Below are 22285 nucleotides of genomic sequence, written 5' to 3' on the forward strand. Positions count from 1 at the left end.
TCTAGGCTTGCAGGCAGTGTTGAAAAGCAGGCGCCGCGACTCCATCTGTTGTCGCAGAACCCGCTTTTTCCACCTGTTCGCCTCGCAGTGCGCGCAGCGGCTCCGGCTGCCCGCGCGAATCCCCTTGTCCCAGGCGCCGACAGGACCCACGCATGTGAGGAGTGACCGCTACCGATGGAATTCAAGGACTATTACGCCGCGCTCGGGGTCGAACCCGAGGCCGACGAGAAGGCGATCAAGACCGCCTACCGCAAGCTCGCGCGCAAGTATCACCCGGACGTCAGCAAGGAGCCTGACGCCGAGGCGAAATTCAAGGATGTCTCCGAAGCCTACGAGGTGCTGAAAAGCCCGGAAAAGCGTGCCGAGTACGACGAGCTGCGCAAGTACGGCTCTCAGGGGCCGCAGTTCGAAGCGCCGCCCGGCTGGCAGCCGCGCGGTGGTTTCGACGGCCCGCCGCCGGGGCACGAGCAGGACTTCAGCGACTTCTTCGAGCAGATATTCGGTGGCCGCGCCGGTGGTTTCGGTGGTGCGCGCCAACCGCAGGTCCACCGGGGCCAGGACGTGGAGATGGAAGTCCCGTTGTTCCTGGAGGAAACCCTCTCCGGCGAGAGCCGGCCGATCAGTTTCAGCCTGCCCAGCTATGACGAGTACGGTCGCAAGCTGCCGCCGCAAAACAAGACGCTGAACGTGAAGATTCCCGTGGGCACCGCCGACGGCGAACGTATCCGCCTCAAGGGGCAGGGCGCGCCGGGCATCAATGGCGGGCCGGCGGGCGACCTGTACCTGGCGATCCGCCTGGTGCCGCACCCGCTGTTTGACGTCGACGGCCGCGACCTCATCGTCACCGTGCCAGTGGCGCCGTGGGAAGCGGCGCTCGGCGCCAAGGTGGAAGTGCCCACGCTGGGGGGGCGGATCAGCCTCGGCATCCCGGCCAATAGCCAGGCCGGCCAGCGCTTGCGCATCAAGGGCAAGGGCCTGCCGAACAAGGGCGCTGCCGCCGCCGGCGATCTCTACGCTGTGCTCAAGGTGGTGATGCCGAAGGCCGCGGACGAAGCGACCCGTAAACTCTGGGAAGAACTGGCTGCCAAGGCAGCCTTCGACCCCCGTGCCGATTGGGGTAAACGCGCATGACGACGACAGTGATGGTGGTGGACCTCGACGAGCTCTGCCAGTCGGTGAACCTCCCCCGCGACGTGCTCGTCGAGATCGTCGAGGTGGGTATCGTGGAGCCCCGCGAACAGCGCGCCGGGCATTGGGTCTTCGATTACCAGGCGGTCAGCGTGGTGCGCCGCGCGGTGCGCCTGCGTCGTGAGTTCGAGCTGGATTGGCCGGGCATTGCTCTGGCACTGCGGCTGCTGGAGGAGGTGGATGAGCTGCGAGCGGAGAACCGCTACCTGCGCCAGCGCCTGGCGCGATTGCTCGAGGAGTGATGGACAAGCGCCGGCCGAAGCCGGCGCTTTTGTCGATCAGCGCGGCTGGTTCTGCACGATCCAGCCGGAGAAGGCATCGATGATGCTCTTCAGGAAGGGCTCGGTCTTCTCCGACAGCTTGCCGGATTCATCGAAGAAGCCGCCGGCGCCGCCCAGGTAGGCTTCGGGCTGCTGCAGCACGGGCATGTTGAGGAACACCAGCGACTGGCGCAGGTGGTGGTTGGCGCCGAAGCCGCCGATGGCGCCCGGCGAGGCACTGACCACGGCGCAGGGCTTGGCATTCCAGGCGCTCTTGCCGTAGGGGCGCGAGCCGACGTCGATGGCGTTCTTCAGCACGCCGGGCACTGAGCGGTTGTACTCGGGGGTGACGAAGAGCACCGCATCGGCGCGGGCGATGCGCTCGCGGAAGGCGGTGTAGCTGGCGGGCGGGGTGCCCACGTCGAGCTCTTCGTTGTACAGCGGCAGGTCGCCGATCTCCACGATTTCCAGCTTCAGGTTGGCCGGCGCCAGTGCGGCGAATGCCTTGGCGATCTTGCGGTTCAGGGATTCCTTGCGCAGGCTGCCGACAACAACGGCAACATCGAAGACTTGGCTCATGGCGACTCCTAGGGATCGGGGTAGTGAGCCGTTTGTTATAGACGATGAGCGTGACATTGCGTGGACATGGATCAAGGTTCGGCAATCATGTCCCAGTCGTTCTGAATGATCTTGGCTCTGTGGGGTGGGGCATTGCACCACTAGAGTGGCGACATGTCCCAGCCGCCCGATTCGAGGTCCCCATGTGCATGAAAGTCTTCTTCGCCGGAGCCAGCGGTGCCATCGGCCAGCGCCTGCTGCCGATGCTGCTGGAGCGTGGTTATCAGGTGCTGGCAATCAGTCGCTGCGCGCAGCGAGCCGCCGCTCTGGAGGCCGCGGGAGCGCGGGCGCTGGTGCTGGATGTCTATGACGCGCAAGCCCTGAGTGCCGCCATGCGGCAGTTCCAGCCGCGCTGGGTGATCCACCAGCTCACCGACCTGCCCGCCGGCCTCGACCCTGCCCTGATGCCCGCCGCCCAACCGCGCAACGCGCGGGTTCGCCGCGAAGGTACTGCCAACCTCGTGGCAGCAGCTCGCGCCGCTGGCGTCGAGCGCATGGTGGCGCAGAGCATCGCCTGGGCCTACGTGCCGGGCGAGTTGCCGTTGCATGAGGAACAACCGCTGGACCTGGGCGCCGAAGGCCCGCGCGCCATCAGTGTCGGCGGCGTCGCCGCGCTCGAAGAGGCGGTGCTCGGTGCGCGGCCGATGGAGGGCATCGTCTTGCGTTACGGCCGACTCTACGGGCCGGGTACGGGAGCCGATGCGGCAGACCCGAGGCTGGCCGTGCATGTGGACGATGCCGCCCGCGCCGCCCTGCTGGCGCTGGAGTGGGGCGCGCACGGCGCCTACAACATCGCCGAACAGGACATCGAAGTCAGCTCGGCCAAGGCGCGACATCGCCTGGGCTGGCAGCCGGGCTTCCGCCTGGCGGGGGTGCCGGCATGAGCCTCGTCTCGGGGCATGAGGCCCGGGCCGGTCTGGTGCTGGTCATTGCCCTCAGTGCCGGCGCATTGCTCTGGCAGCCCTGGTCGCGGCCGCTGGTGAGCCTGGCGCAAAGCCATGCCGGGGCTTCAGCTGGCGCGCGGCCGAGCACTCAGGTGAAGCGCCTGTCCTGCGAGCCGCTGGCCGACATGCCCGGCAAGGTCGTGACCACGCTGCAGGTGGACTTCCCGCCCAACGGCTACACCCCGGCGCACCGCCATCCCGGCGCGGTGACTGCCATCGTGCTCAGTGGTCAGGTGCGCTCGCAGATGCAGGGCCTGCCGGCGCAGACTTACCGCGCGGGCCAGACCTGGTTCGAGCCCAGCCGCGAGCTGCACCTGTTCGCCGAGAACCCCAGCGCCAGCGAGCCTGCGCGCCTGCTGGCAGTGATTGTCAGCGACGAGCACTGCGGCCCGCTGGTGATCCCCGAACCGACCGCCGCCCACCGCCATTGATGCTTCGCGAAAGGAGATTCGCATGACCCCACTCACCCCCTTCAGCGCTGCCCAGCTCGACGCGACCCTGGCCCGCCTCGGCCTGTCGCCGGAGCGCCCAGCGCCGACGCTGGAAAACCTCGACCGGCTGATCGTCGCCGCGCTGCATCACCTGCCTTTCGAGAACCTCGACGTGCTGCTGGACCAGCCCATCCTGATCGAGCCGGAGGCGGTGTTCGCCAAGGTCGTCGAGCGCCAGCGCGGCGGTTACTGCTTCGAGTTGAACAGCCTGTTCGCCCGCCTGCTGGCCAGCCTGGATTACCGTGTGACCCTGCTGGTGGCGCGGGTGCGCTGGGGCCTTCCGGCGGATGCGCCGCTGACGCCGCAGACGCACCTGCTGCTGCGCATCGATCTGGCCGAAGGGCCGCACCTGGTGGATATCGGCTTCGGCGGCCCTGCTTCGCCCAAAGCCCTGCCGCTGCGGGTGAACGAAGAGCTGCCAGGAGGCTGGCGTGTCAGTGGTTCGGCGGATGAGGAACTGGAGATGGCAACGCGCTCGGCATCCGGCTGGCAGACGCTGTACCGCTTCACCCTCGAGCCGCAGCATTGGGCCGACTACGGCATGCGCAACTGGTACACCTCGACCTACCCGCAGAGCGTGTTCCGCCACTCCCTGCGCGTGGCGCTCAGCGACGGCGGCGCGCGGCTGTCGCTGTTCAACGGGCAATTCAGCCGGCGTGGTGCGGACGGCGAAGTCGAGCAGCGCTCGATCGAGCATGCCGACGAATTGCTGGACGTCCTGCGCGAGCGTTTCCACCTGCAACCGGCGGCGCCGGACCTGCCGGCCCTGCGCCGTCGGCTGGCTCAGTTGCTGGAGTCGGCCGTCAGCGCCTGAGTGCCGCGAGGCTCGGCGGAGGCGGCAATGTCCGGCGCCACGCCGATGGCCAGCCGGACGATGCGGCCGGGCAGTTCGTCGCGCAGTAGTTCGCCGCCGGGCCTGCCGGCGAGCCAGTTGCCGTCGATGTCCGAGGCACGGCACTGCAGCTGGCGTTCGCCGTCGGGTGAGTCCGGCAACAGCCAGCGGCAGCGCCCGTCGAAGATGCGCACGCCCTTTTTCGGCATTCCGGCGCTGCCGGCGGAGAGCTGGCTGCGGACAGCCAGGTTGGCGAAGCTGATATCGGGTTGCACGGCGTCCAGGGGGTGGGTGGCCGATTCGCCGTCCATTTCGATGAGGATGTGCCGGAGCTCGCGCCTGCAACCGTCGCTGCTCAGGCTCAGCGGCACCTGGTAACTGACCCGGTAGGGGCGTTCACCGTGGCCGGGCGTGGCGAAGAGGCGTTGCGTGAGGTCGTCTTGCGCCGGGGAATTGCAGTGGCTGCCCTCGGGTGGCGAATAGCGCGCATTACCCACCAGGCTGAAATCGCCCGGCAGGTCGGCTTCGAAAGTGAATTCGTCGCTCGCGCAGCCGCTCAGGACGAGGGCTGCCAGCGAGGGGAGCCACCGCCACAGTGGGCGGCTGGAGGGGCGGGAAGGCATGGGGAGGTCCTGCGGCAGTCGAAGCTGCGCAGGAGCATCCACGGATCAGCGGAGCGACTGTATCGGATTGCTCGGTACTGGTTGTAGGAAAGCGGCCAGTCAGTCCGGCGGCTCAGCCGATCATCCCAAAACCACGCGCCATCAGGGTCGCCAGCAGCGGCAGGATCAGCAGCGCCAGCAGCTCCACGCGGATGGTCATGATCACCAGCTTCGCCTGGCGCTCGCTGGGCACTGGAACGCGGCCAGCCTTGAGCTCGTTGCGCCAGTTGAGGAAGGTCATGGTCGGCAGGATCGACAGCAGCGCCACCAGCACGAAGAGGCCGATCTTGGCGTGGAACAGACTGTTGTGCAGATAGTAATCCGTGCCCTTGGCGAACCAGACGACACGTGCCGCGCCGGTCAGCAGTACCACGCCGGCACAGGCGCCGTAGGCCAGGTCGACTATCACCAGGCTGCGCGCCCGCGACAGGTCCAGCGGCAGGCGGAACAGCTGGTGCTCCAGCACCAGCAGGGCGAACAGGATGAAGATCGACAGGTAGTGCAGGTACGCGGCGATGGCTTGGGCCATGAGTGGGTCCTCTGCTGGGGCCTTGCTTCTGATCAGGCTGAGGCCGGCGGCGCGCTGAAGTTCACCCGGTTGCGCCCGGCCTGCTTGGCACTGTAAAGCGCGCCGTCGGCGCGTTCCAGCGCCTGGTCGACAGGCTCTTCACCTGCCAGCAGGGTGCAGCCAATGCTCAGGCTGACCGGCAGCGGCCCGCAGGGGAGTTGCACCGGCTCGTGGCCGATCAGCTCGCGCACGCGCTCGGCGACGCGCTGCAGTTCCTCGCCGTCCTTCACCTTGAGCAGGGCGACGAACTCCTCGCCGCCCTGGCGCACCAGCAGGTCGTCCGGCCGTAGCGCGGCGCGCAGGCGGCGGGCGCATTCGCAGAGCACCTGATCGCCGGCGGCGTGGCCGTGCTGGTCGTTGATCGCCTTGAAGTGGTCGAGGTCGGCGTAGATCACGCCCAGCTGCACGTGGTTTTGCCGCGCCAGGCGGCACTCGCGGTCCTGGAAGGCGAGCAGGCCACCGCGGTTCCACAACTGGGTCAGTGGGTCGAGCAGGGCCTTGCGCTGCTCGCGGTCCATTTCCACGCGCAGGTCGCGGTTGCTCTGGATCAGTGTGCGCAATTGCAGGTAGCCCTCGGCGAGGGTGGCAAGGTCGCGGAAGTTGGCCTGCTGCGCCTCGGTCATGCTGCGCGGCCGCGGGTCGACCATGCACAGGGTGCCGATGGCCTGGCCATTGCCGGCGCGCAGCGGGCGACCGGCGTAGAAACGGATGTAGGGCGGGCCGAGCACCAGCGGGTTGTCGGCGAAGCGTTCGTCGAGGGTGGCATCGGGCACCAGCAGGGTGTCCTCGCCGAGGATCGCGTAGCCGCAGAAGGACACGTCGCGCGTGGTCTCGGTGGCGTCCAGGCCGACGCGGGCCTTGAACCACTGGCGATCCTGGTCGATCAGGCTGATCAGCACGGTGTCTACCTTCACCAGGTCCTGGGTCAGCTGGACGAGGGTATCCAGGTAGTGCTCGGCCGGGGTGTCGAGCAGGTTCATCTCATCCAGGGTCTGCTGACGCAGGGTTTCGTCAACGGGAATGGGACAAGCCGGCATGGCGTCTCCTCAACAGGTCAGGGGCTGGCAGGCGCCTGCCAGGCGTCTTGGCGTGTCAGCTTCCACGCGTAGCCGGCTAGGACCAGCGCACGCAGCAACATGAAGCATAGGAAGGTTAGCCACAATCCGTGATTTCCCCAGCCCTGCAGGGCGAATCCCAGCGGCAGACTGGCGGCGCAGGCCAGCAGCATGGCGTTGCGCATCTCGCGGGCGCGGGTGGCGCCGATGAACAGGCCGTCGAGCAGGTAGCTCCACATGCCGATGAGTGGCAGGCAGGCGAGGTAGGGCAGGTACTGGTCGGCGGTGGCGCGCACCTCCGGGATGTCGCTCTGCAGGGCGATGAACAGGTGCCCGAAGAAGGTGAAGAAGACGACGAACAGCAGGCTGGCGATCAGCGACCAGCCGCAGGCGACCACCAGCGAGCGGCGCAGCGCGGTGCGGTCGCGGCCGCCGATGGCATGGCCGCACAGCGCCTCCACGGCGTGGGCGAGGCCGTCGAGGGCGTAGGCAGTGACCATCAGGCCGTTGAGCAGCAGCGCGTTGGCCGCCACCGTGGCGTCGCCCAGGCGCGTGCCCTGCACCGTGAGCAGGAAGAACACGCCCTGCAGCGCCAGGCTGCGGATGAAAATGTCGCGGTTGACCATCAGCAGCGGCCGCCAGCTGGCCCAGGCGCGCAGGCGTGACCAGTCCGGCAGGCCGGGAAAGCGCCTGAGCGCACCACGGGTCAACGCCAGGCCGAGCAGCGCGCCGCCCCATTCCGCGGTTACCGCGGCCTTTGCCGCGCCGGCCACGCCCCAGCCCAGGCCCAGCACGAACCACAGGCTGAGGACGATATTGATGAGGTTGGTGGTCAGCAGGATCGCCAACGGTGCGCGGGCGTTCTGCGTGCCGAGGAACCAGCCGACCAGCGCATAGGTGGCCAGTGCCGCCGGCAGGCCGAACAGGCGGATGTGGAAGAACTCGCGGGCCAGCACATCCAGCTCCGGGGACGGGCGCATCAGCGCAAGCGCGGGGCCGGTCAGCGGCACCGCCAGCAGGCTGAGCAGCAGGGCGAGGCCCAGCGCCAGCAGCAGGCCCTGGCCGAGAATCCGCCGCAAGGCTCCGCCGTCTTCACGCCCGGCCGCCTGGGCGGCGAAGCCGGTGGTGCCCATGCGCAGGAAGCCCAGCACGCCGACCAGCAGGGTATAGAGCCCGCCGCCAACCGCGACGGCGCCCAACTGGTGCGCATGCGGCAGGTGGCCGATGACCGCGCTGTCCACCAGGGTGACCAGCGGCACGGAAACGTTGGAGAGGATCATCGGCGCGGCGAGCGCCCAGACACGACGATGGGTCGGCGAATGTCGCCAGGCTTCGAGCAGGGAATTCATGAGGGGCTCCTGAGCTGGCGCGCAGTATAGCGAGCCGGGAGCCCCGTGCTTTCAGCCGGCCGTGATCAGGCCGTCTTCTTGCGGTAGGCGCAGTAGCCGGGGCGCGGGCCGACCTGCGGGTGGTTGCGGCAGGTGTCCGGGCGCTTGGCGTAGACGCTACAGAGGCGCGTCTTGCGGTCGAGGAAGTAGCAGTCGCCGTTGCTGGTGCGGGTCAGGGTGAAGATGCCGCTCTTCTGGTTGAAACGCTCGACGACGCCTTCCTTGAGCAGTCGCTTGGCGATGTTCTTCGCCGGTTCGTCGCGCTCGAATTCGTCGACCACGCCGATCCGGATCAGGTCGTTGACGTTCACTTCCGCCGGCATGGTGCAGCAGGTGGCGTTGCAGTCCTTGCACAGGCCCGAGGTGTACTTCGCCCAGGTTTCCAGGCGGTCCAGTTCGGCGTTGGCAATCAGCGGTGGTTTTCTCATGGCGGCAAGTCGGTAGCGGTGGCGCGAAGGCGCGCATCATAGTGGTCGGCGCGCAGATTTGCTTGGCCTTTCGACGAACAGAGCGGCGTTCTACAGAGCGTCGATTCCGCCGTTATCGCGCAGATAGTCCCTGAAGGTCGGGTAGCAGATGAGGAACCAGGGCGTGAAACGCTCCGGGTGCGCGGCCATCTCGGCTTCCAGATCGGGCAGGGCGACGTAGCGGAAGTCGTCGGCCTCCTGTGGATCGGGGTGCGGTGGCTGCTCATCGACGGCACCGAACAGGTGGCCGTACTCGTGCTCGGTCATGCCGTTGGCCAACGCCAGGCGATAGCTGAACTCGAACAGCTTGCGCAGCTCGACCTGTACGCCCATCTCCTCGCGCAGCCGGCGTTCGGCAGCGTGCTTCGCGGACTCATCGGGGTAAGGGTGGCCGCAGCAGGTATTGCTCCACAGTCCGCCACAGTGATACTTGCCCGCCGCGCGGCGCTGCAGCAGCAGTTCACCGGCGCGGTTGAACACGTAGACCGAAATGGCACGGTGGCGCAGCCCGAGATGATGGGCCTGGTGTTTTTCCATCGTGCCGGTCGGGTTGTCGTGTTCGTCGACCAGGATCACCTGGATATCGGTCATGGAAATCTCCTGCGGGCGAGCCATCCGTGCTCAGAGTAGACGGATGGTTTTCAGCCCTTGCGGATCATCCAGATGCCCACCGCGATGGCGGCCATGCCGGCGATCTTCAGGGTGCTCACCGGCGCTTCCTTGAAACCGGCCCAGCCGAAGTGGTCCAGCGCCAGTGCCATGCCCAGCTGGCCGGCGAGCACCAGCACCATGAACATCAGCGCGCCGACGCGCGGTGCGGCGAAGGCGGCGATGAAGATGAAGAACATCCCCAGGAAGCCGCCGCACCACTGCCACCAGGGCATCCCGCGCATCGCTGCGAGGCTGGGGAATTCGCGGTTGGCCAGGGTCAGCGCGAGCAGGCCGAGCATGCCGACGAAGAAGGAAATCAGCGCGGCGGCCAGCACGCTGGATACCTGCTTGGCCAGTTGGCCGTTGATGCCGGCCTGAAGGGGCAGGCAGGCGCCGGCGATCAGCGGAAGGACGAACAACCACCAGGGTGGCGTAGGCATGGGAAACTCCGGAAAGGGTCGCAAAGCTGGGCAGCGAAGGGCTGGCCAGCGGTCGATCGAGAATAGTCAGCCGCGTAGTATGCACCAGACTGGAGCATCGCTCCCGCCCCGATGGAGGTCCCGACCATGGCCACCCGTGCTTCCCGCGTGCTGAGCGTCCGCATCGAGCGGCCGCGCGACACCGCCTACGAGTTCCTCGCCGACCCGACGAACTTCCCTTACTGGGCTTCAGGCTTGTGCAGCTCCATCGAGCCGCTGGAAGGTGATCTCTGGCTGGCGCAGACACCCCAGGGCCCCCTGCGCGTGCGCTTCACGCCGCGCAACGCGTTCGGCGTGCTCGACCATGACGTGCTGCCCGAGCAGGCGCCGGCCATCCACATCCCGTTGCGACTGATCGCCAATGCCGAAGGCTGCGAGCTGCAACTCACGCTGTTGCGCCAGCCACAGATGGACGACGCCACCTTCGAGCGCGACGCGCAGTGGGTGGAGCGTGACCTGCAGGCGATCAAGGTGTTGCTGGAGGGGTGATATCGCACTTCTCCTGTAGGAACGGGTCATGGCCGTGATCGCGGGCATACAGGTTTACAGAGGAATCAACCCTGTAGGGCGAGCTCGCGAACCGCCACACACCGAAGCCGCAGGCTGACTCGTTCGCGAGCAAGCTCGCTCCTACAAAAAAGCCTCACAATCGGACGGCGAGTTCGGCGCCCTCGCGGATCGCCCGCTTGGCATCCAGCTCCCGCGCCACGCTGGCGCCGCCGATGATGTGGTAGCGCAGGTTCTGCGCCGCCAGCGTCGGCTGCAGGTCCAGCAGCGGTTCCTGGCCGGCGCAGATCACCACGTTGTCCACCGCCAGGCATTGCTCCTGGCCGTCGATGCGCAGGTGCAGGCCGTCGTCGTCGATGCGCAGGTACTCCACGCCACCGAGCATGCGCACGCCGTGATGCTTGAGGTGCGCGCGGTGTACCCAGCCGCTGGTCTTGCCCAGCCCGGCGCCGGGTTGGCCGGCCTTGCGTTGCAGCAGCCAGAGCTGCCGGCGGGGAGCGGCGTCGACCGGCGGGATCAGCCCGCCGCCGGTGGCGTTGTCCAGGTCGATGCCCCACTGGCCCAGCCACTCGCCCAGCGGCTGCGGGCCGTCGCGTTCGCTCAGCAGGAAGCTGGCGATGTCGAAGCCGATGCCGCCGGCGCCGATCAGCGCGACCTTCTCGCCGACCGCAACGCCGCGCAGTACATCGAGGTAGCTGAGCACCTTGGCGTGGCCGATGCCCGGAATCGACGGCGTGCGCGGCTGGATGCCGGTGGCGACTATCACCTCGTCGTACTCGCCGCTGAGTTCGCCGCGCCGGATGCGCCGGCCCAACTGAACCTCGACGCCCAGTTCGCCCAGGCGCACGGCGAAGTAGCGCAGCGTCTCGTGGAATTCTTCCTTGCCCGGCACGCGCTTGGCCAGGTTGAACTGCCCGCCGATCTCCCCGGCGGCTTCGAACAGCGTCACCCGGTGGCCGCGCTCGGCGGCGACGCAGGCGGCGGACAGCCCGGCCGGCCCGGCACCGATTACCGCGATGCGCTTGTGGACGCGTGCCTTGCGGTAGCGCAGCTCGGTCTCGAACGCCGCACGCGGGTTGACCAGGCAGCTGGCGCGGCGGTTGGCGAAGGCGTGGTCCAGGCAGGCCTGGTTGCAGGCGATGCAGGTATTGATCGAAGCAGCGCGGCCGGCGGCGGCCTTTTCCACGAACTGCGGATCGGCCAGCAGCGGCCGGGCCATGGACACGAGGTCGGCGTGGCCTTCGGCGAGCAATCGCTCGGCGACTTCTGGCGTGTTGATGCGGTTGCTGGCAATCACCGGTACCCGCAGCTCGAGGCGCAGGCGTGCGGTGACGTCGGCGAAGGCGGCGCGCGGCACCGAGGTGACGATGGTCGGCACTCGTGACTCGTGCCAGCCGACGCCGGTGTTGAGCAGGTCGATGCCGGCGCCTTCGAGGGCTCGCGCCACGGTGCGCACCTCGTCCCAGGTGTTGCCGCCTTCCACCAGGTCGAGCAGCGACAGGCGGTAGCTGATGACGAAGCGTTCGCCCAGCGCGCGGCGAGTACGGCGGACGATTTCCAGCGGCAGGCGCATGCGGTTGCCCAGGTCGCCTCCCCAACGGTCTTCGCGCTGGTTGGTGCGCGGGCAGAGGAACTGGTTCAGCAGGTAGCCTTCGCTGCCCATGATCTCCACGCCGTCGTAGCCGGCGGCGTGGGCGAGCTTCGCGCAGCGTACGAAGGCGGCGATGGTGCGCAGGATGCCGCGCTCGGACAGCGCGCGCGGGGCGAACCAGCTGATCGGCGATTTCACCGGCGAGGCCGAGACCACCAGCGGGTGATAGCCGTAGCGCCCGGCGTGGAGAATCTGCAGCAGGATACGCCCGCCCTCGCGGTGCACCGCCTGGGTCAGGCGCCGGTGCGCCGGCACCTGCAGGCCGCTGGTGAGGCTGCTGCCCAGCGGCAGCAGCCAGCCTTCGCGGTTGGGCGCAAAGCCGCCGGTGATGATCAGCCCGACACCGCCGCGCGCCCGCTCGCGGTAATAGGCGGCGAGCTTGCCGAAGTCCCACAGGCGGTCTTCCAGGCCGGTGTGCATCGAGCCCATCACCACGCGGTTGCGCAGTTGAATCGGGCCCAGGTCGAGCGGGGCGAGCAGGTGAGGGTAGGGCGAGGCGGCGGACGACATGGAGGCGCTCTTGGGCTATCAGGTCCTACCACCCTACTGGGCCGGATAGGCGCCGGTTAACGGCCCGGCTGCCGTGCCGTTCGGGCATTTCGGTCAAGCGTTGCGGTTGACAGCTGCGTTACAGGTTCCAGACTGACTCTCATGGCAGGGCCTCGTGCCCCGAACGCTGGCTGAAGTGACGGAGGTCGTCATGAAAGCGATAAGAAAAAGACATGCGCGCCATTACCTGCTCGCTGCCCTCATCGGCGTGGCCCTGCTCGGGCTGCACGAATCCCTCCAGCCAGACCGCGCGCAATCCGCCTGCCGCGCAGACGGCGAAAGTATCTCCTGTGCCTACCCGCCCGTTGCCCATTTGGGGGTACTCGGCGGCACGTTCTGAGTGACGCACTGACGCGCGTCAATGCGCCGCAAATCCGTGGCGTGCATGGTCTGCCCCGCTCAAAGCTGGCGCATTGCGCCCGCTTGGCTATCTTTTAAGCAGCAAGGGTCCGGCCATGCACCGGACGTACGCTGCCTGATCAGGAGACGCACGATGGATATGAACCGTCGGCAATTTTTCAAGGTCTGCGCCGTGGGCCTTGGAGGATCGAGCCTGGCGGCACTCGGGATGGCACCCCCGGATGCATTCGCCGACCAGATCCGCCACTTCAAGCTTGCGCGCACCGTCGAGACCCGCAACACCTGCCCATACTGCTCGGTGGGTTGCGGCATCCTCATGTACAGCCAGGGTGATGCGGCGAAGAACGTCGCGCAGAACATCATCCACATCGAGGGTGATTCCGATCACCCGGTCAACCGCGGCACGCTCTGCCCCAAAGGCGCTGGCCTCTTGGACTTCGTCCACAGCCCCAACCGCCTGAAGTACCCGCAGATTCGCGAAGCGGGCTCTTCCGAGTGGAAGCGCATCGGCTGGGACGAGGCGCTCGATCGCATCGCCAAGCTGGTGAAGGAAGACCGCGACGCCAACTTCATCGAGAAGAACGCCCAGGGCCAGACGGTGAACCGCTGGCTGACCACCGGCTTCCTGGCCGCGTCGGCGTCTTCCAACGAAGCGGGCTACATCACCCACAAGGTGGTTCGTTCTCTCGGCGTACTGGCGTTCGACAACCAAGCGCGTGTCTGACACGGCCCGACGGTGGCAAGTCTTGCCCCGACGTTTGGCCGTGGAGCCATGACCAACCATTGGACCGACATCAAGAATGCCGATCTGATTCTGATCATGGGCGGAAACGCCGCTGAAGCGCATCCGTGCGGCTTCAAGTGGGTAACCGAAGCCAAGGCGCACAACAAGGCGCGCCTGCTGGTGGTCGACCCGCGATTCACCCGTTCCGCTTCGGTCGCCGACTATTACGCGCCCATCCGTACCGGCACGGATATCGCCTTCCTCGGCGGTCTGATCAACTACCTGCTGGAAAACGACAAGTACCAGAAGGAATACGTGCACAACTACACCGACGTCTCCTTCATCGTGAAGGAAGGCTTCGGCTTCGACGACGGGCTGTTCAACGGTTACGACGCGGAGAAGCGCACCTACCCGGACAAGTCCTCCTGGCAGTACGAGCTGGGCGAGGACGGTTTCGCCAAGGTCGACCCGACCCTGACGCACCCGCGCTGCGTGTTCAACCTGATGAGGCAGCACTACAGCCGCTACACGCCGGATGTGGTGAGCAACATCTGCGGCACGCCCAAGGACATGATGCTCAAGGTGTGGGAAGAGATTTCCACCACTGCGGCGCCGACCAAGGTCATGACCATCATGTACGCCCTGGGCTGGACCCAGCACTCGGTGGGCGCGCAGATGATCCGCACCGGCGCGATGGTCCAGCTGCTGCTGGGCAACATCGGCATGCCCGGCGGCGGCATGAACGCCCTGCGCGGCCACTCCAACATCCAGGGCCTGACCGACCTGGGGCTGCTGTCCAACTCGCTGCCCGGCTACCTGACCCTGGGCATGGACGCGGAGCAGGACTACAACGCCTACATCACCAAGCGCACCAGCAAACCGCTGCGCCCAGGGCAGTTGTCCTACTGGCAGAACTACCCGAAATTCCACGTCAGCCTGATGAAGTCCTGGTTCGGCAAATCCGCCACCAAGGACAACAACTGGTGCTACGACTGGCTGCCCAAGCTGGACATGCCCGGCGCCGGCTACGACGTGCTGCGCTACTTCGACATGATGTACCAGGGCAAGGTCAACGGTTACTTCTGCCAGGGCTTCAACCCCATTGCGTCCTTCCCCAACAAGGCCAAGGTCAGCGCCGCGCTGGCCAAGCTGAAGTGGATGGTGGTGATGGACCCGCTGGCTACCGAGACCAGCGAGTTCTGGCGCAATGCCGGCGAGCACAACGACGTCGACACCAAGGCTATCCAGACCACGGTATTCCGCCTGCCGACCAGTTGCTTCGCCGAGGAGGACGGCTCCATCGTCAACTCTGGCCGCTGGCTGCAGTGGCACTGGAAGGGCGCCGAGCCGCCGGGAGAAGCGCGTACCGACATCGCCATCATGAGCGGCCTGCTGCATCGTTTGCAGGCGGCTTATCGCAAGGATGGCGGCGCTTTCCCCGACCCGATCCTCGGGCTCGACTGGCCGTACCTGACGCCCGATGAGCCGACCCCGGAGGAAATCGCCAAGGAGTACAACGGCAAGGCGCTGGCGGATCTCGTCGACCCGAACAACGGTATGGTCCTGGCGAAAGCCGGCGAGCAGCTTCCGGCCTTCGCGCTGCTGCGCGACGACGGCAGTACCGCCAGCGGCTGCTGGATCTTCGCCGGCTCCTGGACGCAACTGGGCAACCAGATGGCCCGCCGCGACAACAGCGACCCGTACGCCATGGGCCAGACGTTGGGCTGGGCCTGGGCGTGGCCGGCCAACCGGCGCATCCTCTACAACCGCGCCTCGGCGGACGTCAGCGGCAAGCCGTGGGACCCGGTGAAGAAACGCCTGGTGTGGTGGAACGGCAAGGCCTGGGGCGGCACCGACGTGCCCGACTACAAGGCCGACGTACCGCCGGAAGCGGGGATGAACCCGTTCATCATGAACCCCGAAGGCGTGGCGCGTTTCTTCGCCGTCGACAAGATGGCCGAAGGCCCGTTCCCCGAGCACTACGAGCCGTTCGAGACGCCGATCGGCGTCAACCCGCTGCACAAGAACCCGCAGGCGATCAGCAGCCCGGCGGCGCGGGTGTTCAAGAACGACATGGAGCTGTTCGGCACAGCGAAAGAGTTCCCCTACGCCGCGACCACCTACCGACTCACCGAGCACTTCCACTTCTGGACCAAGCATTGCCGTCTGAATGCCATCGTCCAGCCGGAACAGTTCGTCGAGATCGGCGAGGCGCTAGCCAAGGAGCTCGGCATCAAGGCCGGCGACCGCGTGAAGGTGTCCTCCAACCGCGGCTTCATCAAGGCGGTGGCGGTGGTGACCAAGCGCATTCGTCCACTGCAGGTCAACGGCCAGACCGTGCACCACGTGGGCATCCCCCTGCACTGGGGCTTCTCCGGGGTTGCGCGCAACGGCTACCTGACCAACACCCTGACCCCCTTCGTGGGCGATGGGAATACGCAGACGCCGGAGTTCAAGTCCTTCCTCGTCAACGTGGAAAAGGCGTGAGGTGACGCATGAGTAGTCAAGACATCTACGCCCGCTCCGCCACGACCTTGCCGTCACCCTCGGTGCGGCACGAGCAGGAAGTGGCCAAGCTGATCGACGTGTCCAAGTGCATCGGCTGCAAGGCCTGCCAGGTCGCCTGCTCGGAATGGAACGAGTTGCGCGACGAGGTGGGCCACAACCATGGCACCTACGACAACCCCATCGACCTCACGGACCAGTCCTGGACGGTCATGCGCTTCACCGAGCATGAGAACCCGGCCGGCAACCTGGAGTGGCTGATCCGCAAGGACGGCTGCATGCACTGCGAGGAGCCCGGCTGCCTGAAGGCCTGCCCGAGCCCCGGCGCCATCGTGAAGTACGCCAACGGCATCGTCGACTTCAATCAGGACCATTGCATCGGCTGCGGCTACTGCATCACCGGCTGCCCGTTCAACATCCCGCGCATCTCGCAGAAGGACCACAAGGCGTACAAGTGCACCCTGTGTTCCGACCGCGTGGCGGTGGGCATGGAGCCGGCCTGCGTGAAGACCTGCCCGACCGGCGCCATCGTCTTCGGCACCAAGGAAGACATGAAGGAGCACGCCGCCGAGCGCATCGAGGACCTGAAGTCCCGCGGGTTCGAGAACGCCGGCCTGTATGACCCCCAAGGCGTGGGCGGCACGCACGTCATGTACGTGCTGCACCACAACGACCAGCCCTCGCTGTACGCCGGCCTGCCCGACAAGCCGGCCATCAGCCCGATGGTCAGCCTGTGGAAAGGCCTCACCAAACCGCTGGGCCTGCTGGCCATGGCGGGCGTGGTGCTGGCCGGGTTCTTCCACTACACCCGCATCGGCCCCAATCGGGTCGAAGAGGACGAGGAAGACGGACCCGACCCGCAGGCACCGGTGCACAAGGTCGACCCTTCGGTGCATGACTATGATCCGCGTACTCCACGCTGAGCCCACACGCCGAACTGCCCCCTCTCCCTTCAGGAAGAGGGTTGGGGAGAGGGTGCTCGCAAGCTCTCCCAGGAGCCCGACGACATGAAAAAAGATATCCAGCGCTACAACGCCAACGAACGGAGTAACCACTGGATGGTGGCCATTCTGTTCTTCCTCGCTGGCCTCTCGGGGCTGGCGCTGTTCCACCCGGCCATGTTCTGGCTGACCAACCTGTTTGGCGGCGGCCCGTGGACTCGCGTCCTGCACCCCTTCCTCGGGGTGGCGATGTTCCTGTTCTTCCTCGGCTTGGTGATCCGCTTCGCCCACCACAACCTGGTGGAGAAGCGCGACGTGCAGTGGCTCAAGCAATGGCGCGACGTGGTCACCAACCGCGAGGAGAACCTCCCGGAAGTCGGCCGCTACAACGCCGGACAGAAGCTGCTGTTCTGGACCCTGCTGTTGTGCATGCTGGTACTGCTGGTGACTGGATTCGTGATGTGGCGTGCCTACTTCAGCCACTTCTTCGGCATCGACATCATCCGCATCGCCTCGCTGCTGCATGCCTTCGCCGCCTTCGTGCTCATCTGCAGCATCCTGGTGCACATCTACGCCGGTATCTGGGTGAAGGGCTCGATGGGCGCCATGCTCTACGGCTGGGTCAGCCGCGGCTGGGCGCGCAAGCACCACGCGGCGTGGCTCAAGGATGTGGACAAGGGCAAGGGGCACTGACGCTCGACGTAATCGCCGGTTGACGCCCGTGCGTCAGCCGGCACGAACCATCCCCTCTCCCTTCAGGGAGAGGGCTAGGGAGAGGGGCTTTTCAGGCCCCGCTCCAAACCCAACAAGGAGTCCTGCGTGTCAGGCCGAATTCTCGAACCCGGGCAGATCGAAGCTGCCGCCAACATCCCCCCTCTGTTCAACCTGCCGTCCACCGACCTGTTCTCCCGCCGCGCCGCGCGCCTGCGTGAGCTGGCGCCGGGCAATCCCCTGCAGGGCTACCTCGAACTTATCGCCGGGGTCTGCGAAACGCAGCAGGCGCTGCTCGACCGCAAGCTGTTCCTGCAATCGCCGGACGCCGCCGCGCTGGCCCGCAGCCGAGAGCACCGCATGCCGCCGCTGGCCTACGAAGTGCTGGTGCGTGAAGGCGCATGGCTGCCGTTGCTGGACGCCTTCCTCGACGCCTATGAAGTCACCGCCAACCCGGCCGTGGTCGAAGCGCTGAAGGTTCTGCGCAGCGCCGATTCCGGCCAGCGCAAGGCCTGGGCGCTAGGCTTGCTCAACGGCCAGTTCGACCTGCTGCCGCCGGCGCTGGTGCCCTTTCTCGGCGCCGTCCTGCAGGTCGCCTTCAGCCAGTGGTTGCTGCAACTGCCCGACGACACCCTGGCGGAAACCGACAGCCAGACCCTTTGCCCGGCCTGCGGCGCGCCGCCGGTGGCGGGGATGATCCGCAGCCAGGGCAAGCATGCCGGGCTGCGCTACCTGTCCTGCTCGTTGTGCTCCTGCGAATGGCACTACGTGCGGGTAAAATGCAGCCACTGCGCCGAGAGCAAGGGGCTGGCCTACTACTCACTGCAGCGCGAAGGCGTGGCCAGCGATCAGGCGCCGCTCAAGGCCGAGACCTGCCCCGGCTGCCAGTCTTACTTAAAGCAGTTCTACCTCGAGCACGACAAGCACGCCGAGGCCCAGGCGGACGACCTGGCCAGTCTCGCACTGGATATCCGCCTCGCCGAGGACGGCTACCTGCGCACCGCACCGAACCTCCTGCTGGCACCCGGTGGCGGCGGCTGAACCCGCCCTTCGTAGGGCGGATAACGCGGCACGCGTTATCCGCCGCCGACTGCACGTCGAGGTAGCCGGCGGATAACCGCAAGCGGTTATTCGCCCTACACTCACTCCAGCCCTCGTTCCCTGCACAAGGTTCGTCCATGACCTCGGTACGTTTGCCCTCCATCGACCGCCTGCTGCGCAGCCCGGCCTGCGAGCCACTGCAGCAACGCTATGGCCGCGAGGCCCTGCTCAAAACCCTGCGCGACCTGCTCGACGAACTGCGTGAGCCCGCGCGCCACGGCCAACTTGCCGCCGTCGAACTGGAAGAGAGCGTGCTCGCCGGCCGCGCTGGCGAGCGTCTCGCCGCGCACCACGCCAGCCGCGTTCGCCGGGTGTTCAACCTCACCGGCACCGTGCTGCACACCAACCTCGGCCGTGCCTTGCTGCCCGAGGAAGCCATCGAAGCGATCACACTGGCCGCGCGCTACCCGCTCAACCTCGAGTTCGACCTGGCCACCGGCAAGCGCGGCGACCGCGACGACCTCATCACCGGGCTGATCCGCGAACTGACCGGCGCTGAAGCCGTCACAGTGGTCAACAACAACGCCGCCGCCGTGCTGCTGGCACTCAATAGCCTCGGCGCGCGCAAGGAAGGCATCATCTCCCGCGGCGAGCTGATCGAGATCGGCGGTGCCTTCCGCATCCCCGACATCATGTCCCGCGCCGGTGTGAAACTGGTCGAGGTTGGCACCACCAACCGCACCCACGCCAAGGACTACGAGGCCGTCATCGGCCCGCGTTCCGGCCTGCTGATGCGCGTGCACACCAGCAACTACAGCGTGCAGGGCTTCACCGCCAGCGTCGCCACCCCGCAGCTGGCGCAGATCGCCCACGTCCATGGCCTGCCGCTGCTGGAGGACCTGGGCAGCGGCACCCTGGTCGACCTCACCCGCTGGGGCCTGCCCAAGGAACCCACCGTGCAGGAAGCCCTGCGCGACGGCGCCGACATCGTCACCTTCAGCGGCGACAAACTGCTCGGCGGCCCGCAGGCCGGGTTGATTCTCGGCAGCAAGGAGCTGATCGGACGGATCAAGAAGAACCCGCTCAAGCGCGCCCTGCGCGTGGACAAGCTCACCCTCGCCGCGCTGGAAGCCGTGCTCAACCTCTACCGCGATCCGGACCGACTCGCCGAACGCCTCACCAGCCTGCGCCTGCTCAGCCGCCCGCAGGCCGACATCCGCGTCCAGGCCCAGCGCCTGGCGCCTGCTTTGGCAGCGCTGCTGGGCGAGCGCTGGAGCGTCAGTGCCGTGGACGCCTTAGGCATGATCGGCAGCGGCGCCCAACCGGTCGCGCGCCTACCCAGCGCTGCGCTGTGCCTACGCCCGCACCAGCCCAAACGCCAGCGCGGCCGCGCCCTCCTGGACCTGGAAGAGCGCCTGCGCTGCCTGCCGATCCCGGTGCTCGGCCGCATCGATGACGACGCGCTGTGGCTCGACCTGCGCCAGCTCGACGACGAACCCGGCTTCGTCGCGCAACTGCCGCTGCTGGTCGAGGACGACGCATGATCGTTGGCACCGCCGGGCACATCGACCACGGCAAGACCTCACTGCTGCGCGCGCTCACCGGCATCGAAGGCGACCGCCGCCCGGCCGAGCGCGAGCGCGGCATCACCATCGACCTCGGCTACGTCTATGCCGACCTCGGCGATGGCGCGCTCACCGGCTTCATCGACGTGCCCGGGCACGAGCGCTTCGTCCACAACATGCTGGCCGGCGCCAGCGGCATCGACCTGGTGCTGCTGGTGGTGGCCGCCGACGACGGCGTGATGCCGCAGACCCGCGAACACCTCGCCATCGTTCAGTTGCTCGGCATCCGTCGCGCCATGGTCGCGCTGACCAAGGCCGACCGCGTTTCGGGCGAACGGGTAGAACAGGCCGCCGCTGAAGTGCGTGAACTGCTGGCGTCCGGACCACTTGCCGGCGCGCCGATCTTCCCAGTCTCCAGCATCAACGGAGCGGGAATCGAAGCGTTGCGCCAAGCCCTCGCCGACGCCGCCCGCGAGACCTTTGAGCGCGCCGCAACCGGTGGCTTTCGCCTGGCCGTGGACCGCGCCTTCAGCGTCAGCGGCGCCGGTGTCGTCGTCACCGGAACAGCTTTTGCCGGCACCCTGAACGTCGGTGATGAATTGCTGCTCGGCAACGCCGGCCGCCGCGTTCGCGTGCGCGGCCTGCACGCACAGAACCGCGAAGCGCAGCAGGCCCACGCCGGCCAGCGCGTGGCGGTGAACATCGCGGGCGAGCGCCTGAACCTCGAACAGATTCACCGGGGCGACTGGCTGATCGCTGGCGAACTGCATGCGCCCACCACGCGCATCGATATCGACCTGAACCTGCTGCCCAGCGAAACCCGCGCCTTTGCCCACTGGACGCCGGTGCATGTACACCTCGGCGCGCAGGACGTCACCGGTCGCGTTGCGTTGCTCGAAGTTGAGCGTCTGCAACCCGGCGAGCGCGCCTTCGCACAGCTGGTGTTGAATGCGCCCAGCCACGCCGTGCATGGCGACCACCTGGTGCTGCGCGACCAATCCGCGCAGCGCACCCTCGGCGGCGGCCGCGTGCTCGACCCCTTTGCCCCTGCGCGCAACCGGCGCAGCCCGGAGCGTCTGGAACAGCTGCGCGCCCTGCTGGGAGACAGCCTCGAAAGCGCCTTGCCAACCCTGCTGGCCCACGCCAGCAACGGCCTCAATCTCGCGCTGCTGGCGCGCCAGTTCAACCGCCCGCGCGAAGGCTGGCAGCTGCCCGGCGAGCTGGTCGAAATCAACACCCGGCTCGGCGCACGGCTCTTCGCCGCAGAACGCTGGTCCGCGCTGCAACAGCAACTACTCGACGCCCTGCAACGCTTCCACGCCGAGGCCCCCGACGAACTCGGTCCCGACCGCGACCGTCTGCGTCGCTACGCCTTCTCGCAGCTCGACCGGCCGGTCTTCATCGCCCTGCTGGATAGCCTGCTGGCGACGGGGAGCGTGGAGAGCAGCGGCCCCTGGCTGCACCTGCCCGATCACCGCGTGCAACTGGGCGAAGCCGACGAGAAACTGCGCGAACGCGTATGGCCACTCCTGCTGGCCGGCGCTTTCGACCCGCCGTGGGTGCGTGACCTCGCCCGCGAGTTGGGCGCGGAGGAGGGCGACGTACGCCTGCTGCTGCGCAAACTCGCCCGCCTTGGACAACTGCATCAGGTGGTGAAGGACCTGTTCTACCCTGAGCAGACCGTCCGCCAGCTTGCCGGCCACGCGCTACACCTGCGTGACGAAGCCGGCATCATCCGCGCCGCCGCCTTTCGCGACCGCATCGGCATCGGCCGCAAGCGCTGCATCCAGTTGCTGGAGTACTTCGACCGCATCGGCTTCACCCGCCGCTTTGGCAATGAGCGACGGATCAGGGAGGATTCTGCTTTGGCCATGACTACCAGCGAGAAGGAATACGACGACTACCTGCGGGCGAAAGTCGAGGCTGCCAGGGCTTCTGTGAGCTCCAAGGATGGGCGGCCCGACGAGGGAGTTGAAGCGGAGTTCGCCGCTCGTCGAGCCGAAGCAAGTCGCAAGCAGTGAGAAAGCTCGGTGGTGCTGAATGGCATCGCCGGCGAAAGCAAATCACTGCCGACGAAAGCAAATCACTCAGCGGGGACGTCGCTGCCTCCCGGCTAGTCGCACCACTC

The 22285-nt window shown here is 67.1% G+C and carries 22 protein-coding genes; 13 read left to right on the forward strand and 9 right to left on the reverse strand.

The features are described 5' to 3' along the window. Nucleotides 1–174: 174 nt before the first annotated feature. Together cbpA and IB274_RS20660 are read left to right on the forward strand one after the other, a co-directional pair. Entirely contained in the window at nucleotides 175–1131 is a 957-nt protein-coding gene (cbpA, locus tag IB274_RS20655) for a curved DNA-binding protein (protein ID WP_192434301.1), read from the forward strand. Further along, on the forward strand, nucleotides 1128–1430 hold the full coding sequence (locus IB274_RS20660) for a chaperone modulator CbpM (RefSeq protein ID WP_225614943.1): 303 nt from the start codon (nucleotides 1128–1130) through the stop codon (nucleotides 1428–1430). Before cbpA ends, IB274_RS20660 begins: the two co-directional genes overlap by 4 nt. Nucleotides 1431–1466: 36 nt before the next feature. Here the strand turns inward: IB274_RS20660 and IB274_RS20665 are convergent, their stop codons facing one another. After that, nucleotides 1467–2027 carry an NADPH-dependent FMN reductase gene (locus tag IB274_RS20665; protein ID WP_081515628.1) on the reverse strand — a complete coding sequence of 187 codons (561 nt, stop codon included), beginning with the start codon at nucleotides 2025–2027 and terminating at the stop codon, nucleotides 1467–1469. 182 nt (nucleotides 2028–2209) lie between these two features. Here IB274_RS20665 and IB274_RS20670 point away from each other — a divergent pair, with 182 nt between their 5' ends. Genes IB274_RS20670 through IB274_RS20680 form a run of 3 tightly spaced genes read left to right on the forward strand, consistent with a single transcriptional unit; the run spans nucleotide 2210 to nucleotide 4315 of the window. Continuing rightward, the gene (locus IB274_RS20670) at nucleotides 2210–2950 is read left to right on the forward strand and encodes an NAD-dependent epimerase/dehydratase family protein (RefSeq protein ID WP_192383770.1); all 741 of its coding nucleotides are present in this window, start codon (nucleotides 2210–2212) and stop codon (nucleotides 2948–2950) included. Next, a complete protein-coding gene (locus tag IB274_RS20675) occupies nucleotides 2947–3441 on the forward strand; it encodes a cupin domain-containing protein (RefSeq protein WP_081515631.1) in 495 nt (164 codons plus the stop codon). The genes IB274_RS20670 and IB274_RS20675 overlap by 4 nt, the downstream gene beginning before the upstream one ends. A 22-nt stretch (nucleotides 3442–3463) precedes the next feature. Further along, entirely contained in the window at nucleotides 3464–4315 is an 852-nt protein-coding gene (locus tag IB274_RS20680) for an arylamine N-acetyltransferase family protein (protein WP_192434303.1), read from the forward strand. Here IB274_RS20680 and IB274_RS20685 read toward each other — a convergent pair. The 7 genes from IB274_RS20685 to IB274_RS20715 form a co-directional block, all read right to left on the reverse strand. Beyond that, nucleotides 4285–4956 carry a hypothetical protein gene (locus IB274_RS20685; protein WP_192434305.1) on the reverse strand — a complete coding sequence of 224 codons (672 nt, stop codon included), beginning with the start codon at nucleotides 4954–4956 and terminating at the stop codon, nucleotides 4285–4287. The genes IB274_RS20680 and IB274_RS20685 overlap by 31 nt on opposite strands. Nucleotides 4957–5068: 112 nt before the next feature. Continuing rightward, nucleotides 5069–5524 carry a DUF2214 family protein gene (locus IB274_RS20690; protein ID WP_081515636.1) on the reverse strand — a complete coding sequence of 152 codons (456 nt, stop codon included), beginning with the start codon at nucleotides 5522–5524 and terminating at the stop codon, nucleotides 5069–5071. 32 nt (nucleotides 5525–5556) lie between these two features. After that, nucleotides 5557–6600 carry a sensor domain-containing diguanylate cyclase gene (locus IB274_RS20695; RefSeq protein WP_081515638.1) on the reverse strand — a complete coding sequence of 348 codons (1044 nt, stop codon included), beginning with the start codon at nucleotides 6598–6600 and terminating at the stop codon, nucleotides 5557–5559. Nucleotides 6601–6617: 17 nt separating this feature from the next. Further along, entirely contained in the window at nucleotides 6618–7967 is a 1350-nt protein-coding gene (locus tag IB274_RS20700) for an MATE family efflux transporter (RefSeq protein ID WP_192225281.1), read from the reverse strand. A 65-nt stretch (nucleotides 7968–8032) separates the two neighbouring features. After that, nucleotides 8033–8434, reverse strand: a complete 402-nt coding sequence (locus tag IB274_RS20705) for a YkgJ family cysteine cluster protein (RefSeq protein WP_081515642.1) — start codon at nucleotides 8432–8434, stop codon at nucleotides 8033–8035. A gap of 90 nt (nucleotides 8435–8524) precedes the next feature. Then, nucleotides 8525–9064: an isopentenyl-diphosphate Delta-isomerase gene (idi, locus tag IB274_RS20710; protein WP_081515644.1), complete on the reverse strand. Its 540-nt coding sequence runs from the start codon at nucleotides 9062–9064 to the stop codon at nucleotides 8525–8527. A 50-nt stretch (nucleotides 9065–9114) separates the two neighbouring features. Continuing rightward, nucleotides 9115–9564 carry a DMT family transporter gene (locus IB274_RS20715; protein ID WP_081515646.1) on the reverse strand — a complete coding sequence of 150 codons (450 nt, stop codon included), beginning with the start codon at nucleotides 9562–9564 and terminating at the stop codon, nucleotides 9115–9117. Nucleotides 9565–9690: 126 nt separating this feature from the next. Between IB274_RS20715 and IB274_RS20720 the strand changes: the two genes are divergently transcribed. Beyond that, complete coding sequence (locus IB274_RS20720) at nucleotides 9691–10092, forward strand: SRPBCC family protein (RefSeq protein ID WP_151188440.1); 402 nt, start codon at nucleotides 9691–9693, stop codon at nucleotides 10090–10092. 154 nt (nucleotides 10093–10246) lie between these two features. Here the strand turns inward: IB274_RS20720 and IB274_RS20725 are convergent, their stop codons facing one another. Continuing rightward, on the reverse strand, nucleotides 10247–12271 hold the full coding sequence (locus IB274_RS20725; protein WP_192434307.1) for an NADPH-dependent 2,4-dienoyl-CoA reductase: 2025 nt from the start codon (nucleotides 12269–12271) through the stop codon (nucleotides 10247–10249). A gap of 190 nt (nucleotides 12272–12461) precedes the next feature. On the opposite strand from IB274_RS20725, the gene IB274_RS20730 reads away from it, so the two are divergent. The 7 genes from IB274_RS20730 (at nucleotide 12462) to selB (ending at nucleotide 22178) form a co-directional block, all read left to right on the forward strand. Next, nucleotides 12462–12650 carry a hypothetical protein gene (locus tag IB274_RS20730; RefSeq protein WP_192434309.1) on the forward strand — a complete coding sequence of 63 codons (189 nt, stop codon included), beginning with the start codon at nucleotides 12462–12464 and terminating at the stop codon, nucleotides 12648–12650. Nucleotides 12651–12803: 153 nt separating this feature from the next. Further along, nucleotides 12804–15881, forward strand: a complete 3078-nt coding sequence (fdnG, locus tag IB274_RS20735) for a formate dehydrogenase-N subunit alpha (protein WP_192434311.1) — start codon at nucleotides 12804–12806, stop codon at nucleotides 15879–15881. 8 nt (nucleotides 15882–15889) lie between these two features. After that, the gene (gene fdxH / locus IB274_RS20740) at nucleotides 15890–16822 is read left to right on the forward strand and encodes a formate dehydrogenase subunit beta (RefSeq protein ID WP_192434313.1); all 933 of its coding nucleotides are present in this window, start codon (nucleotides 15890–15892) and stop codon (nucleotides 16820–16822) included. A gap of 84 nt (nucleotides 16823–16906) precedes the next feature. After that, on the forward strand, nucleotides 16907–17533 hold the full coding sequence (locus tag IB274_RS20745; RefSeq protein ID WP_192434315.1) for a formate dehydrogenase subunit gamma: 627 nt from the start codon (nucleotides 16907–16909) through the stop codon (nucleotides 17531–17533). Between the two features lie 126 nt (nucleotides 17534–17659). Further along, a complete protein-coding gene (fdhE, locus tag IB274_RS20750) occupies nucleotides 17660–18592 on the forward strand; it encodes a formate dehydrogenase accessory protein FdhE (RefSeq protein ID WP_192434317.1) in 933 nt (310 codons plus the stop codon). 137 nt (nucleotides 18593–18729) lie between these two features. Then, a complete protein-coding gene (selA, locus tag IB274_RS20755; RefSeq protein WP_192434319.1) occupies nucleotides 18730–20136 on the forward strand; it encodes an L-seryl-tRNA(Sec) selenium transferase in 1407 nt (468 codons plus the stop codon). Then, the gene (selB, locus tag IB274_RS20760; RefSeq protein WP_192434322.1) at nucleotides 20133–22178 is read left to right on the forward strand and encodes a selenocysteine-specific translation elongation factor; all 2046 of its coding nucleotides are present in this window, start codon (nucleotides 20133–20135) and stop codon (nucleotides 22176–22178) included. Before selA ends, selB begins: the two co-directional genes overlap by 4 nt. Nucleotides 22179–22285 lie beyond the last annotated feature (107 nt).

It is taken from the genome of Pseudomonas sp. PDM18 (assembly GCF_014852585.1).
Classification (GTDB): domain Bacteria; phylum Pseudomonadota; class Gammaproteobacteria; order Pseudomonadales; family Pseudomonadaceae; genus Pseudomonas.

Excerpts from the sequence above, each read along its gene's own strand:
- cbpA (WP_192434301.1), top strand. The coding sequence starts at position 175 with ATGGAATTCAAGGACTATTACGCCGCGCTCGGGGTCGAACCCGAGGCC.
- IB274_RS20660 (WP_225614943.1), top strand. The coding sequence starts at position 1,128 with ATGACGACGACAGTGATGGTGGTGGACCTCGACGAGCTCTGCCAGTCG.
- IB274_RS20665 (WP_081515628.1), bottom strand. The coding sequence starts at position 2,027 with ATGAGCCAAGTCTTCGATGTTGCCGTTGTTGTCGGCAGCCTGCGCAAG.
- IB274_RS20670 (WP_192383770.1), top strand. The coding sequence starts at position 2,210 with ATGTGCATGAAAGTCTTCTTCGCCGGAGCCAGCGGTGCCATCGGCCAG.
- IB274_RS20675 (WP_081515631.1), top strand. The coding sequence starts at position 2,947 with ATGAGCCTCGTCTCGGGGCATGAGGCCCGGGCCGGTCTGGTGCTGGTC.
- IB274_RS20680 (WP_192434303.1), top strand. The coding sequence starts at position 3,464 with ATGACCCCACTCACCCCCTTCAGCGCTGCCCAGCTCGACGCGACCCTG.
- IB274_RS20685 (WP_192434305.1), bottom strand. The coding sequence starts at position 4,956 with ATGCCTTCCCGCCCCTCCAGCCGCCCACTGTGGCGGTGGCTCCCCTCG.
- IB274_RS20690 (WP_081515636.1), bottom strand. The coding sequence starts at position 5,524 with ATGGCCCAAGCCATCGCCGCGTACCTGCACTACCTGTCGATCTTCATC.
- IB274_RS20695 (WP_081515638.1), bottom strand. The coding sequence starts at position 6,600 with ATGCCGGCTTGTCCCATTCCCGTTGACGAAACCCTGCGTCAGCAGACC.
- IB274_RS20700 (WP_192225281.1), bottom strand. The coding sequence starts at position 7,967 with ATGAATTCCCTGCTCGAAGCCTGGCGACATTCGCCGACCCATCGTCGT.
- IB274_RS20705 (WP_081515642.1), bottom strand. The coding sequence starts at position 8,434 with ATGAGAAAACCACCGCTGATTGCCAACGCCGAACTGGACCGCCTGGAA.
- idi (WP_081515644.1), bottom strand. The coding sequence starts at position 9,064 with ATGACCGATATCCAGGTGATCCTGGTCGACGAACACGACAACCCGACC.
- IB274_RS20715 (WP_081515646.1), bottom strand. The coding sequence starts at position 9,564 with ATGCCTACGCCACCCTGGTGGTTGTTCGTCCTTCCGCTGATCGCCGGC.
- IB274_RS20720 (WP_151188440.1), top strand. The coding sequence starts at position 9,691 with ATGGCCACCCGTGCTTCCCGCGTGCTGAGCGTCCGCATCGAGCGGCCG.
- IB274_RS20725 (WP_192434307.1), bottom strand. The coding sequence starts at position 12,271 with ATGTCGTCCGCCGCCTCGCCCTACCCTCACCTGCTCGCCCCGCTCGAC.
- IB274_RS20730 (WP_192434309.1), top strand. The coding sequence starts at position 12,462 with ATGAAAGCGATAAGAAAAAGACATGCGCGCCATTACCTGCTCGCTGCC.
- fdxH (WP_192434313.1), top strand. The coding sequence starts at position 15,890 with ATGAGTAGTCAAGACATCTACGCCCGCTCCGCCACGACCTTGCCGTCA.
- IB274_RS20745 (WP_192434315.1), top strand. The coding sequence starts at position 16,907 with ATGAAAAAAGATATCCAGCGCTACAACGCCAACGAACGGAGTAACCAC.
- selA (WP_192434319.1), top strand. The coding sequence starts at position 18,730 with ATGACCTCGGTACGTTTGCCCTCCATCGACCGCCTGCTGCGCAGCCCG.
- selB (WP_192434322.1), top strand. The coding sequence starts at position 20,133 with ATGATCGTTGGCACCGCCGGGCACATCGACCACGGCAAGACCTCACTG.